The organism is Microbacterium hominis NBRC 15708, from assembly GCF_001592125.1.
Taxonomy (GTDB): domain Bacteria; phylum Actinomycetota; class Actinomycetes; order Actinomycetales; family Microbacteriaceae; genus Microbacterium; species Microbacterium hominis.
Genome location: NZ_BCWI01000023.1, coordinates 1 through 13273, shown reverse-complemented (window position 1 = coordinate 13273; position 13273 = coordinate 1). Strand labels below are relative to the sequence as shown.

At 71.7% G+C, this 13273-nt stretch carries 14 protein-coding genes; all 14 read right to left on the bottom strand.

All coding sequences use genetic code 11. From position 1 onward, the window contains the following. Positions 1 to 5: 5 nt before the first annotated feature. The 14 genes from MHO01S_RS14565 to MHO01S_RS16560 all read right to left on the bottom strand — a co-directional run bounded on the left by MHO01S_RS14565 (position 6) and on the right by MHO01S_RS16560 (position 13225). The gene (locus MHO01S_RS14565) at positions 6 to 779 is read right to left on the bottom strand and encodes a pseudouridine synthase (protein ID WP_060960699.1); all 774 of its coding nucleotides are present in this window, start codon (positions 777 to 779) and stop codon (positions 6 to 8) included. Beyond that, positions 776 to 1384 carry an SMC-Scp complex subunit ScpB gene (scpB, locus tag MHO01S_RS14560; RefSeq protein ID WP_061782523.1) on the bottom strand — a complete coding sequence of 203 codons (609 nt, stop codon included), beginning with the start codon at positions 1382 to 1384 and terminating at the stop codon, positions 776 to 778. Before scpB ends, MHO01S_RS14565 begins: the two co-directional genes overlap by 4 nt. Further along, positions 1374 to 2228 carry a segregation and condensation protein A gene (locus MHO01S_RS14555; RefSeq protein WP_060960701.1) on the bottom strand — a complete coding sequence of 285 codons (855 nt, stop codon included), beginning with the start codon at positions 2226 to 2228 and terminating at the stop codon, positions 1374 to 1376. The genes scpB and MHO01S_RS14555 overlap by 11 nt, the downstream gene beginning before the upstream one ends. Then, positions 2212 to 3045, bottom strand: coding sequence for a ParA family protein (locus MHO01S_RS14550; RefSeq protein ID WP_061782522.1), 834 nt, complete (start codon positions 3043 to 3045; stop codon positions 2212 to 2214). The genes MHO01S_RS14555 and MHO01S_RS14550 overlap by 17 nt, the downstream gene beginning before the upstream one ends. 138 nt (positions 3046 to 3183) lie before the next feature. Then, positions 3184 to 4284, bottom strand: a complete 1101-nt coding sequence (locus MHO01S_RS14545) for a hypothetical protein (RefSeq protein ID WP_060960703.1) — start codon at positions 4282 to 4284, stop codon at positions 3184 to 3186. 1 nt (position 4285) lies between these two features. After that, positions 4286 to 5545, bottom strand: coding sequence for an aminotransferase class V-fold PLP-dependent enzyme (locus tag MHO01S_RS14540; RefSeq protein WP_060960719.1), 1260 nt, complete (start codon positions 5543 to 5545; stop codon positions 4286 to 4288). Between the two features lie 80 nt (positions 5546 to 5625). Further along, positions 5626 to 6240, bottom strand: a complete 615-nt coding sequence (locus tag MHO01S_RS14535; protein WP_060960704.1) for a vitamin K epoxide reductase family protein — start codon at positions 6238 to 6240, stop codon at positions 5626 to 5628. A 55-nt stretch (positions 6241 to 6295) separates the two neighbouring features. Continuing rightward, positions 6296 to 7225, bottom strand: coding sequence for a site-specific tyrosine recombinase XerD (gene xerD, locus MHO01S_RS14530; RefSeq protein WP_061782530.1), 930 nt, complete (start codon positions 7223 to 7225; stop codon positions 6296 to 6298). Next, complete coding sequence (locus MHO01S_RS14525) at positions 7222 to 7878, bottom strand: NUDIX domain-containing protein (RefSeq protein ID WP_060960705.1); 657 nt, start codon at positions 7876 to 7878, stop codon at positions 7222 to 7224. Before MHO01S_RS14525 ends, xerD begins: the two co-directional genes overlap by 4 nt. Continuing rightward, positions 7871 to 9580: a CTP synthase gene (pyrG, locus tag MHO01S_RS14520; RefSeq protein ID WP_060960706.1), complete on the bottom strand. Its 1710-nt coding sequence runs from the start codon at positions 9578 to 9580 to the stop codon at positions 7871 to 7873. The genes MHO01S_RS14525 and pyrG overlap by 8 nt, the downstream gene beginning before the upstream one ends. A 6-nt stretch (positions 9581 to 9586) precedes the next feature. Next, positions 9587 to 11290, bottom strand: a complete 1704-nt coding sequence (gene recN / locus MHO01S_RS14515) for a DNA repair protein RecN (protein ID WP_061782521.1) — start codon at positions 11288 to 11290, stop codon at positions 9587 to 9589. Continuing rightward, positions 11287 to 12240, bottom strand: coding sequence for an NAD kinase (locus MHO01S_RS14510; RefSeq protein ID WP_060960708.1), 954 nt, complete (start codon positions 12238 to 12240; stop codon positions 11287 to 11289). The genes recN and MHO01S_RS14510 overlap by 4 nt, the downstream gene beginning before the upstream one ends. After that, positions 12237 to 13064, bottom strand: a complete 828-nt coding sequence (locus MHO01S_RS14505; RefSeq protein ID WP_060960709.1) for a TlyA family RNA methyltransferase — start codon at positions 13062 to 13064, stop codon at positions 12237 to 12239. Before MHO01S_RS14505 ends, MHO01S_RS14510 begins: the two co-directional genes overlap by 4 nt. Continuing rightward, the gene (locus MHO01S_RS16560) at positions 13061 to 13225 is read right to left on the bottom strand and encodes a hypothetical protein (RefSeq protein WP_157553804.1); all 165 of its coding nucleotides are present in this window, start codon (positions 13223 to 13225) and stop codon (positions 13061 to 13063) included. Before MHO01S_RS16560 ends, MHO01S_RS14505 begins: the two co-directional genes overlap by 4 nt. Positions 13226 to 13273 lie beyond the last annotated feature (48 nt).

Genomic DNA, 13273 nt, shown 5'->3' with positions numbered 1-13273 from the left:
CCGCCTCAGCTGTCCCCGGACGGCGTGGGCGCCGCCTGACGCGCCACCGTGAGCAGCGCGCCGCGTTCCACTGTAGTCAACTCCCGCGCCCGCCCCGCCGGGAGGGTTCCCAGGTGGAGCGGTCCGAACTGTCGGCGCACGAGCTCGACGACGGGGTGACCGACGGCGGCCATCATGCGCCGCACGATGCGGTTGCGGCCCGAGTGCAGCGTCAGCTCGACCAGCGACGTGTCGCCCGAGGTGTCGAGCAGACGCGCCTTGTCGGCGGCGATCGGGCCGTCGTCGAGCTCGACGCCCTTCGTCAGCCGCGCGATGGTCTGCGGGGTCACGCGACCGGTCACCTTGGCGATGTACACCTTGGTGACGCCGAACGACGGGTGGGCGAGCACGTGCGCGAGCTCGCCGTCGTTGGTCAGCACCAGCAGCCCCGACGTCTCGGCATCCAGTCGCCCGACGTTGTAGAGCCGCTCGTCCCAGTCCTTCGTGAAGCGGCGGAGGTCGGGGCGGCCCTGCTCGTCCTTCATCGACGACACGACACCGGTGGGCTTGTTGAGCATCACGTAGCGCTTCGTGGTGTCGAGCTGGATGGCGGTGCCGTCGACGTCGACCAGATCGGATGCCGGGTCGATGCGCCGCCCGAGCTCGGTGACCACTTCGCCGTTGACGCGGATGCGCCCCTCGACGATGTACTGCTCGCAGACGCGGCGGGAGGCCACGCCCGCGTTCGCGAGCACCTTCTGCAGCCGCACGCCCTCGGCATCCGGGGTGTTCGTCGTCATCGGAGCACCTCCGCGTCGAAGCCGTCGGATCCGTCGTCGAGCAGCGGCGAGATGTGCGGCAGCTCGTCGAGCCCGTTGATGCCGAGGTTCACGAGGAACGCCTCGGTCGTCCCGTAATTGATGGCACCGGTCTCCGGATCGGTGAACAGCTCGGTGATCAGCCCTCGTGCCAGCAGGGTGCGCACGACCGAGTCGACGTTCACCGCGCGGATCGAGGCGACCTGGCTGCGGGTGACCGGCTGCTTGTAGGCGATGACCGCGAGGGTCTCCAGCGCCGCCTGCGACAGGCGCGACGGGGCCTGTCCGCCGACGAAGTCCGCGATCAGGTCGTCGTGCTCGTCGCGCACGTACAGGCGCCAGCCGCCGCCGACCTCGCGCAGCTCGAAGCCGCGACGCGGACCGCCGGTCTCGCCGTCGTAGTCGGCGACCAGGCCCGCCACCGCCTGCCGGACGGCGGGCACGGGCGCTCCCACGGCGGCGGCGAGCGCGACGAGGCTCTGCGGCTCGTCGACGATCAGCAGGATCGCCTCGATCCGGCGCGCGACGTCGGCGGGCTCCTGCGAGCGCGGCGGCGCGTTCGTGTCGGTCTCGGTGTCAGCGGTCATAATCGGCTCCCAGGGTGGCGAGGTTCTCTTCGGACCAGCGTTCGGCGGTCCAGCGCAGGGTGAGCTCGCCGAGCGGTTCCAGCTGCTCGAACGAGAGGGCGGCGTGGCGGTACAGCTCCAGCACCGCGAGGAAGCGGGCGACGACGACGCCGGTCTGGGCGACCCCGGCGACGAGCTCCCGGAAGTTGAGGGTTCCCGCGTCGCGCAGCAGGGTGACGACGATCGCGGCCTGCTCGCGGATGGACACCAGCGGCGCATGCAGATGGTCGAGCCCGACGTGCGGGATCTCCTTGGGCGCGAAGGCGAGCATCGCGAGCGCCGCGAAGTCCTCCTTCGACAGCGTCCAGACCAGTTCCGGCACCGCGCGGCGGTACTTCTCGTCGAGGCGCACGGCGCGCACGTGGCGCCGGTCCTCGCGCCGGAGGCTGCGCTCGAACCAGGCCGAGACCTCTTTGAACGCGCGGTACTGCAGCAGACGGGCGAACAGCAGATCGCGTGCCTCGAGGAGCGCGACCGACTCGGCATCCACCAGCTCGCCCTGCGGGAGGAGCCCCGCGACCTTCATGTCCAGCAGCGTCGCGGCGACGACCAGGAACTCGGAGGCCTGATCGAGATCGTCGTCGGAGTCGAGGCCCTTCAGGTACGCGATGAACTCGTCGGTGACCTTGCTGAGCGAGATCTCCGTGATGTCGAGCTCGTGCTTGCCGAGCAGCGTCAGCAGCAGGTCGAACGGACCGTCGAAGTTGCTGAGCGAGACGCGGAATCCGGTGTCGTCGGCCTCCGCGGCCGCGTCTGCGACCGGCGCGGCCGCCGCGACGTCCGGCTCGTCAGGCGACGGCGCCACGAGCCACCAGCTCCCGCGCGAGGCGCAGGTAGGCCTGGGCGGCGGCGTGCTCGGGGGCGAACGTCGTGATCGGAACGCCCGACACCGACGCGTCGGGGAACTTCACCGTGCGCCCGATCACCGTCTCCAGGACGTCGTCGCCGAACGCCTCGACGACACGCTCGAGCACCTCGCGCGAGTGGAGCGTGCGCGGGTCGTACATCGTGGCGAGCACGCCGTCCAGCTCGATCGAGGGGTTGAGGCGGTCGCGCACCTTGTCGATCGTCTCGATGAGCAGCGCCACTCCGCGCAGCGCGAAGAACTCGCACTCCAGCGGGATGAGCACGCCGTGGCTCGCCGTCAGGGCGTTGACCGTGAGCAGGCCGAGCGAGGGCTGGCAGTCGATGAGGATGACGTCGTACTCCCCCGCGACCTTGCGCAGCACGCGCGCCAGGATCGTCTCGCGGGCGACCTCGTTGACGAGGTGCACCTCGGCGGCCGACAGGTCGATGTTGGCGGGGATGACGTCGAGACCGTCCACCGACGTGTGCACGATCGTCTCGTGCGGGTCGCGCTTGGTGTCCAGCAGCAGGTCGTAGATCGTCGGGATGTCGTGGGTGGCGATGCCGAGACCGGCCGACAGCGCACCCTGCGGGTCGAAGTCGATCGCGAGCACCTTGCGCCCATACTGCGCGAGGGAGGCGGCCAGGTTGATGGTCGTCGTCGTCTTGCCGACGCCGCCCTTCTGGTTGCACAGCGCGATGATGCGGGCGGGGCCGTGACCGGTGAGCGCGGGCGGGGTCGGGAAGCCGTGGTACGGCCGACCGGTCGGTCCCATCGGAACGTCCTCCGAGAGGGCCTTCTTCGTCCCCCGCGTCTTATCCGCCACCGACACTCCTGCTCCGTGATGCCCTTCCCAGGGCCTGGCGGACGTGCGCCGCCGTGCTCCTCGATTCTCGCACAGGGTGGGGTCGGCTCAGCCGAGGCCCCGCAGGGTGTCGACGTCCATGAGGCCCGCGTGCAAGCCGCCTCCCGCGATCAGCGACGGGATCGAGACGGTGCGGATCTGATCCTCGACGACGGCGCGGGTGTGCGCGAGGGATGCCGCGACCTCGGGCGAGGTGGTGAGCTCCGTGATCTGCTCGATCTGTGCCGGGGTGTAGCCGTCGAGGCCGAGCCATTCGTGCAGGCGGGCGGTCGCCGCCTCCGCGGACGCGGCGTTCATCCACTCCTGCGTCGGCTGACCGTCGGCGGTCTCGGTCGTGAACAGCTGCTCGAGGATGAACCAGTCGCCCGTCTCCGCCCCCGCCGTGTCGGCCGCGGCGTCCGCCGCCGTCCGCTGCGCCTCGAAGGCGCGCACGGCCGTGAGGTAGGTCGCGATGAGGTGCGAGTTGGCGAACTTGTCACCGAAGCCGCCGCGGATCGGATAGACGAGGTAGGTCACGTTGTGCGTCTCGTCGAAGCCCGCCTCCCGCATGTTGCGGAAGAGCTCGGCGCAGAAGCGGCATCCGGGGTCGAGGACGTCGAGCGCCGTCGGCCGTCCGTCGACGCGACCACCGAGGTAGGTGGCGTCGGGCGACGCGAAGTCCTCGGCATCCCACGTCCGCAGCCGGCTCGGGACGGTGGCGATCGTGTCGCCGACCGAGGCGAACTCGCGGCCGAACGCGCCGAGGACGTCGCCGGTGCCGATCGACTCCCAGAAGCCCGGCTCGACGGCGTCGATCGAGCAGGCCTGCGCGGCGAGCGTGCACGCCTGGGCGTTCTGCTTGTCGCACGTCCCGTAGACGAAGAGGTTGAGACCGCTGCGGCCGAGCAGATAGAGGCTGACGATGAGGCTCAGGACCATGATCCAGGCGACGACCTCGATGGTGATGCTCGCCGGGCGCACGAGCCGCGGCGCGCGCACCGCCAGAGGAGCCAGCAGCGAGTTCTTGACGTCATCGCGGAACGTGGTGTCGCAGGGGCGCAGCGTCACCCGGCGCCACGCGCACCCCCATGCCTTACCGAGCAGCCGGCGGTACTTCGCGGAGACCGCGGACAGCACCAGGACGACGATGAAGGCGACGATGCAGACCACGTCACAACCCCGCCATCATCGCGGTCATGACCTCGAGCGTGCGATCGACGTCGGCGTCGGTGTTGTGCGCCCCGAGGCTGAAGCGCACGAGGGGTCCGAACCCCCGCCGCTCGATCAACCAGTGGTGGGCGCAGAACGACCCGCTGCGCACGGAGATGCCGGCGTGCGCCAGGAACGCGGCCAGCCGGTGTCCGTCGACCCGCTCCGGCAGGATCGAGATCACCGGCGTCGGCGCGTCGCCGATCATGCGCAGCCGCGGCAGGGCGGCGAGCCCGTCGTACAGGCGCGTCGCGAGACGCTGCTCGTGCACCTCGAGCGACTCGCCGGCGGCGCTGCGGAACCCGGCCAGCCAATCGAGGGCGGCGCCGAAACCGATGATCTCGGCCCACGCCTGCAGGCCGGGCTCGAGGCGGGTGTGCGGATCGGGCAGCAGGGTGAAGTCGTCGGCCGAGACGGCGCTCACCTGGCCGCCGCCGACGATGACGGGATCCAACGCGGTGAGCAGCTCCCGCGTGGCGACGACGACGCCGAGCGAGGGACCGTACATCTTGTGCGCCGAGAAGCAGACCGCGTCGGCGTCGAGACCGCGGAGGGTCTCGAGGGCATGGGCGGCCGCCTGGGCGGCGTCGACGATGACGATGCCGCCGACGCGATGCGCCGACGCGATCAGCTCCGGCAGGTCCGGGGTGACGACGCCCGCGACGTTATCCATCGCCGACACGACGACGATCGCGTCCCGAAGGCCCTCCTCGTCGGTGAGCACGCGGCCCTCGTCGTCGCGCTCCAGGACGATGCGCGGGATGCCGCGGCGACGCGCGGCCGCGATGGTCGACAGGAACACGGCGTTGTGCTCGGTGGCCGTCGTGACGATCCGGGCGTGCCCTCCCGCGGGCAGACTCGCCAGGAGCAGCCCGAGACCGTACGTCGTGTTGAGCGTGAAGGCGCAGGCGTGCCGCCGCGACGTGAGCCCGAGGGCGGCCAGGGTCCGCTCGCGCGTGCGCGCCACCTCGGCATCCACCCGCCGGCCGGCGTCGTACCGCACGCGCCCGCCGCACGCGTTGCTGTGCAGGTAGTAGTCCTGCACGGCGTCGATGACCGGTTGCGGCCGCAGCGTCTGACACGCGGAATCGAGGTAGACCTCGCCCTCGGGAAGATAGGCGAACCCGGGTCGGGCCTCGGCGGCGGCGTCTCGCTGCGCGTCGGCGCCGCGACCGCGTCTGCCGAACAGGCCCTTGCGTTCGGGGCGACCGGCGGCATCCATGCGGCCCATTGTGGTCGGACCACCCGGCCGTGCGCCGCCTCTTCCGCCGTGAAAGATCGAGCGCCGACCCGGCTCCGGCCTCAGAAGAGGCTGCCGATGACGTCCAGCCGCAGCTGGGCGGCGACGGCGATCACCAGGTAGTCCGCCACCACGATCAGCGGCAGCCACGACAGCACCGCCGCCCCGACGCGTCGCACACCGGGCCCGCTCCCCCACACCCCGTCGCGGAGCGTCCAGCCGGCGACGGTCCAGAAGAGCGGGATCGTGACGAGCCAGATCACCATGCACCAGGGGCACAGCGAGCCGTACTCGAAGACGCTCCGGTACGCCAGGACGTGCACGAACACGAAGGCGCCCGCCACGAACAGCCCGTACACGCGCCAGAACCACGACCGCAGACCCGCCGGAGCGGCGAACGCTGCGGCACCCGCGTAGATGGGGCCGAAGAAGAGCATGATGCCGATGATCGAGTTGCTGAACCCCAGCAGGTTGCCGCCGGGCGAGAGCAGGTTGGGGCCGCACGTGACGATCGGGCTGATGCTGCAGCTGATCAGGGGCGTGGCCCCCGTCAGCTGGCCGATGTACTCCAGGTAGAGCAGGAACGCCACGATGCCGCCGGTCGCACCGGCCACGATCCACCAGACGGACAGCGCGCGTCCGGGACGGTGCACGGCGGGGATGCTCTCGCGGTTCATCCCGCCATCGTCCCTCGCCGTCCGCGGCGGGAACCGCCCGATGCGCCGGAGAAAATCAGCGGGCGCGGGGGTGGGAGGTGAGATACTCGTCGCGCAGTGCGTCGACCGTGACGTGGGTGTAGATCTGGGTCGTGGCGACCGACGCATGGCCGAGGAGTTCCTGGACGACCCGCACGTCGGCACCGCCCTGCAGCAGGTGCGTCGCGAACGAGTGCCGGAAGGTGTGCGGCGACACGTGCGCCGTGAGACCGGCGCGCCCCGCCGCGTCCTGGATGATCAGCCACGCCCCCTGCCGCGACAGCGGCGCGCCGCGCGCACCGAGGAACAGGCGCGCGGTCGCGCGACCCCGCCGCGACAGCTCCGGGCGGGCGCGGGCGAGATACGCGTCGAGGGCCGCCCGCGCGTACGAGCCGACCGGCACGATCCGCTCCTTGCGCCCCTTGCCGCGCACACGGATCACCTCGCCGCCCGAGCCCGCGACGTCGTCGACGTCGAGCTGCATGACCTCCGAGACGCGCGCGCCGGTCGCGTACAGCAGCTCCAGCAAGGCCCGGTCGCGCAGTCGGATGATGTCGGTGTCGCCGGTGGCTCCGGGCGCGGGGCCCGCGGCATCCAGCAGCGCCTCGATCTGGTCGATGGACAGTGCCTTCGGCAGTCGCTGCGGCGTCTTCGGCGGCCGCAGCCGATCGCTCGGGTCGGCCTGCTCGATCCCCTCGCGCACCAGGAAGCGGTGCAGCCCACGCACCGACGACTGCAGCCTCGCCAGCGACGTCGCCGCGGGCGGGGGCACGGCCGACGCGCGCTCCGCGGCGAAGGCCGCCACGAGCGCCGGCGTCACCTCCGCCGTCTCCTCGACGCCCTGCGCGGACAGCCACGCGCGGTAGCCGGACAGGTCGCGGCGGTACGCCGCGACGGTATGCTCCGACAGGCCGCGCTCGATCGTGATGTGCCTCAGGTAGGCGTCGATCGCGCGGTCGACCTTCACCGCGAGACCGCGGGTCCGCTCTCGCCGATGGCCCGCGGGCGCCGCGGCCACGGAGCGTCTCCCGCCGCCAGCGTCGACCACGCCCGCGCGCGCGACGCCTGCGCCGCGAGGGCAGCCACGATGAGCGACGGGTTCTGCACGCGCCGGTCGAGGACGGCGTCCACGACCTCGTCGAGGGCGACCCAGCGCACCTCGATGTCGGCCTCCTCGGCCTCCCGGGCGAACGTCTCGTCGGCCGCGCGCAGGTCGCGTGCGAGGTAGATGCGGATGGCCTCGTCGCTGCCGCCGGGCGAGGTCATGAACTCCCCGAGCACGTGCCAGGATGCCGCCACGAGGTCCGCCTCCTCGGCCAGCTCACGCTGCGCCGCGACGAGCGGCGACTCCTCCGCGATGTCGAGCAGGCCCGCCGGGATCTCCCAGTCGCGCAGGCGTACCGGATGCCGGTACTGCTTGATCAGCAGCACGCGGTCCTCATCGTCCAGCGCGAGCACCGCGACGGCCCCGGTGTGGTCCATGTACTCGCGCACGATGGACTCGCCGTTGTAGGAGACCTCGTCGCGGCGGATGTTCCACACCCGTCCGACGAACGGCGTCTCGGTGCGGACGACCGCGGCCTCGACCGGGTCGTCCGCGAGCGGTGAGGCGTCAGTCACGCTCGACCTCGAACAGCTCACTGGCGCGGTGCCGCTCCAGCGCCGCGGCGATGAGGCCGCGGAACAGCGGGTTGGCCTCGGTCGGGCGCGAGCGCAGCTCCGGGTGGGCCTGGGTCGCGATGTAGTACGGGTGCACGTCGCGCGGCAGCTCGACGTACTCGACGAGCCCGTGGTCGGGCGACAGCCCCGAGAACCACATGCCCGCCTCGGCGATCTGGTCGCGGTAGCGGTTGTTGACCTCGTAGCGGTGCCGGTGGCGCTCGCTCGCGCGGCCCGCGCCGTAGACCTCGGCGGCCAGCGACCCCTCGGCGAGCTCGGCCTCGTACAGGCCGAGCCGCATCGTGCCGCCCAGGTCGCCCCGGTCGATGATGTCGACCTGTTCGGCCATCGTGGCGATGACGGGGTGCGTGGTGTCGGGGTCGAACTCGCTCGAGGAGGCGCCCTCGATGCCGGCGACGTGGCGCGCGTACTCGATCACCATGCACTGCAGGCCCAGGCAGATGCCGAGCGTGGGGATGCCCTGCTCGCGCGCGAAACGCAGCGCACCGAGCTTGCCCTCGATGCCGCGGATGCCGAAACCGCCGGGCACGACGATGCCGTCGAGGGCGCCCAGCGCCTTCTCGGCGCCCTCCGGCGTCTCGCAGAGGTCGGACGCGATCCACTTCACCTGGACCTTCGTCTCCTGTGCGAAGCCTCCGGCCTTGAGCGCCTCCGTGACCGACAGGTAGGCGTCGGGCAGGTCGATGTACTTGCCGACGAGGCCGATCGTCACCTCGTGCTTGGGGTTGTGGACGGCGTCGAGCACCTTGCTCCAGCGCGTCCAGTCCACCTCGGCGGCCTTGCCCGACAGCCCCAGCGCGTCGACGATGTAACTGTCGAGTCCCTGCTCGTTGAGCATGGTGGGGATGTCGTAGATCGAGGGCACGTCGACCGCGTTGACGACGGCATCCTCGTCGACGTCGCACATGAGCGCGATCTTGCGCTTGTTCGACTCGGTGACGGGACGGTCGCTGCGCAGCACGAGGGCGTCCGGCTGGATGCCGATGGAGCGCAGGGCCGCCACGGAGTGCTGCGTGGGCTTGGTCTTCTGCTCGCCCGAGGCGCCCATGAACGGCACGAGGGAGACGTGCACGAAGAAGACGTTCTTGCGTCCGAGCTCGTGGCGGATCTGGCGCGCCGACTCGATGAACGGCTGCGACTCGATGTCGCCCACGGTGCCGCCGATCTCGGTGATGATCACGTCGGGCTTCGGCGTCTCGTCGGCCTGCAGGCGCATCCGACGCTTGATCTCATCGGTGATGTGGGGAATGACCTGAACCGTGTCGCCCAGGTACTCGCCGCGGCGCTCGCGCGCGATGACCTGGGAGTAGATCTGGCCCGTCGTGACGTTGGCCGCCTGGCTCAGCTCGATGTCGAGGAAGCGCTCGTAGTGGCCGATGTCGAGGTCGGTCTCCGCGCCGTCGTCGGTGACGAAGACCTCACCGTGCTGGAACGGGTTCATCGTCCCGGGATCGACGTTGAGATACGGGTCGAGCTTCTGCATCACCACGCGCAGTCCGCGCGCCGTCAGCAGATTCCCGAGGGAGGCGGCGGTCAGGCCCTTCCCCAACGACGAAACGACACCGCCCGTCACGAAGATGTGCTTGGTGGTGTCGTTCGAAGTCTTGCCCGCCGTCTTACCTGCTGAATGAGTGTCCGTCACGGGCTTTCATCCTATCAGCCCGGAGTGGGCGAGGCTCAGAAGCTCCCGGGCGTGGTCGAGAGCGGTGGTCGAATCCGACAGGCCGGACAGCAGGCGCGCCATCTCGGCCTCCCGATCGGCGCCCACGAGCGCACGCACGCTCGACGCCGTCACCGAGCCGTCGCCGGACTTCACGACGCTCAGGTGGTTGGAGGCGAACGCGGCGACCTGCGCGAGGTGGGTCACGACGATCACCTGGCTCGTCTCGGCGAGCCGCGCGAGGCGTCGACCGACCTCGATCGCCGCCGCGCCGCCGATGCCCGCATCGATCTCGTCGAACACGAACGTCGGAACCCCGCCGGAGCCCGCGATGACGACCTCGATCGCCAGCATGACGCGACTGAGCTCGCCGCCCGAGGCGGTCTTGGCGACGGGACGGGGCTCCGCGCCCGGATGCGGCGCGAGCAGGATCGTGACGTCGTCGCGGCCGGATGCCGTGGGTGCCGCTTCCTCGACGGCGACGACGACGCGCGCGTCGGGAAGGGCGAGCGCGTGCAGCTCCTCCGTGACCGCGTCGGCCAGGCGCACGGCCGCGGCGCGGCGCGCGGCGGTGAGGCGGGACGCGAGGGCATCGAGGGCGGCGGCGGCCTCGGCCTCCTCCTCCCGCAGGCGGGCGATGCGCTCACCGTCGTCGTCGAGCTCGGCGAGACGGAACGCACCGGTGCGCGCCAGCTCGAGCGCGGCGTCGAGGGTGCCGTGCGCGCGCACCAGGGCGGTGACGGCGGCCCGGCGCTCCTCGACCGCGGCGAGCTCGTGCGGCCCCGAGTCGTCGAGGTCGGCGAGGTACGCGCTCAGCTCGGTGGCGAGGTCGGCCACGCGGTACGAGATGTCGTCGAGGCTCGCCGCGTGACCCGCGAGGATCGTGTCGCTGCGCGCGGCCCGGTCGAGTGCGCGCCGCGCCTCCGTGACGAGCAGCGTGACATCCGGCGCCTCACCGCCGCCGGAGAGGGCATCGTGGGCGATCGCGGCCGCCTGTCGCAACTCTTCGACGTTGGCCAGTCTCTCGGCGCGCTGCGCCAGCTCGAGGTCTTCGCCGGGCTGCGGATCGACCTGCTCGATCTCCGTGAGTTCCGCGCGCAACCGTTCGGCCTCCGCGGCGCGCTCCGCCGCGTGGCCGGTGATGTCCGCGATCTGCGCCGACAGCTCGCGCAACGCGGTGTATGCCTCGCGGTATGCCTCCCACGCGGGGAGGATCTCCGCGGCGCCGAAGCGGTCGAGGGCGTCGCGCTGGGCGGCGCCGGAGCGCAGACGCAGCTGATCGGATTGGCCGTGCACCACGACGAGCTGCTCGGCGAGGTCGGCGAGCACGCCCGCCGGCGCCGTACGCCCGCCGACGCTGGCGCGGCTGCGACCCTCCGCCGTCACGGTGCGCGCCAGGTAGAGCTCGGCGAGGCCGTCGCCGATCGGCTCCACCTCGCCGCCGGCCTCCGCGACGCGGTCGGCCACCGCACCGGCATCCGGCACGACCCACACGCCCTCCACGGCCGCCTGAGCGGCCCCCGCGCGCACGACGCCCGAGTCCGAGCGGGCGCCGAGGAGCAGCCCGAGTCCGGTCACCACCATGGTCTTGCCCGCACCGGTCTCACCGGTGATCGCGGTGAACCCCGGCCCCATCGGGAGGGTCGCCTGAGCGATCACGCCCAGATCGCGCAACGTCATCTGCTCGATCACGTCGAGCCCTCCCCCGCCGCAACGACCGCCGACCCTTCGGTGGGGCCCCGCCAGCCGGTCACGGGGAGCTGGAACTTGCGCACCAGCCGATCGGTGAACGGTGCCGGGTGCAGACGCGCCAGCCGCACCGGCTGAGCGGATCGGCTCACCACCACGCGTGCGCCCGGCGGCAGGTCGTGGGACCGCCGTCCGTCGCACCAGAGGATGCCGGTGCCGTCGGTGCGAGCGAGGACCTCGATCGCCACCGTCGCTTCGGGGCCGACGACCAGGGGGCGCGCGAACAGAGCGTGCGCCGAGAGCGGGACCACCGCGATCGCCTCGACGGTGGGCCAGATCACCGGCCCTCCGGCGGAGAAGTTGTACGCCGTCGAGCCCGTGGGAGTCGCGATGACCACGCCGTCGCAGCCGAAGCTCGACAGCGGGCGGCGGTCGATCTCGATGACGACCTCCATCATGCGCTCGCGCGCGGCCTTCTCGACGGTGGCCTCGTTGAGCGCCCACGTGTCGTAGATCACGGCGCCGTCGGCATCCTTCACGCGCACGGCGAGGGTCATCCGCTCCTCGACCTGATAGTCGCGCGCGATGATGCGGCGCATGGCGTCGTCGATGTCGTCCGGCTCGATCTCGGCGAGGAAGCCGACATGGCCCATGTTGATGCCGAGGATCGGCGCCGTGCCGTCGCGCACCAGTTCGGCCGCGCGCAGGATGGTGCCGTCACCGCCCAGCACGATGGCGAGCTCGACGTCGGCGACGTGCACATCCGTGCCCAGGGCCGCCAGCGGACCGAGATCGGTCAGGGCCGCGACCAGCTCGGGATCGTCCACGGCGAGCACCGGCCGCGCACCGGCCGAGGTCAGCGCGGCGATGACGCGACGAGCGGCCGCGACGGTGTCGTCTCGCCGGGCGTGGGCGACCACCAGGATGTCGCGCGTACGTGTCGCGTCGGTCATACCGCTCCCGTCAGCTCATCGATCGTCCTCAGCCATTCTGTCGGATTGCCGGCCGTCGCCGGGCGGTCGACAGAGTCGGCGGCGATCGGCCGGAGGTGCACGAGGTACTCCCGGTTGCCGTGCGTGCCCGCCAGCGGCGAGGCGATGAGGCCGGCGGTGCCGAGCCCCAGGTCCCACGCCGCCCACAGCACGCCCGCGACGGCGTCGGCGCGGGCGGCCGGGTCGGTGACCAGTCCCTCACGCACCCCCGTCCGACCGACCTCGAACTGCGGCTTGATCAACAGCACGATGTCGGTGGCGGCGCTGACCAGCGTCGCGATCGCCGGGAGGACGAGCCCCAGCGAGATGAACGAGAGATCGGCCACGACCACCTCGGGCACACGATCGTCGCCGGATGCGGCGGCCAGCGCTGCCGGCGTCATGTACCGGACGTTGAAGCCCTCGACGACCGTCACGCCGGGGTCGGCCGCGACGGAGGCCGCGAGCTGCCCGTGTCCGACGTCGACGGCGAGGACGTGCGCCGCCCCGCGCTCGCGGAGCACCTGCGTGAAGCCGCCCGTGGACGCCCCCAGGTCGAGGCACCGCCGTCCGTCGACGCGGATCGGGAAGGCGTCGAGGGCCGCGACGAGCTTGTGCGCGGCACGACTCACGTAGTGGTCCGCACCGGCCACCGCCAGGACCGCATCGTCCGCGACCGGCGTCGACGGCTTCACGACCGGCACACCGTCGACGGTGACCAGACCGGCCTCGATGTCCCGCGCGGCCTGGGTGCGAGAACGCGACAGCCCTCGCGCGGCGAGGGCCGCATCCAACCGCACCGTCACTGGCCGCCGTCGCGCGAGCCGGATTCGAGACGGCGCGCCAGCTCGTCGTGCAGGGCGGCGTAGGCGGCGGCGCGCTCGCGAAGGGGCTGCTCCTCGATCACCTCGAGGGCGGAGAGCAGATCCTCGCGGCGCAGCTGCTGGTCGTCGCCATCCATCGACATACCTCCACGATAGTCGCCGCGACGACGACGGCCGCGTCACGCGACGCG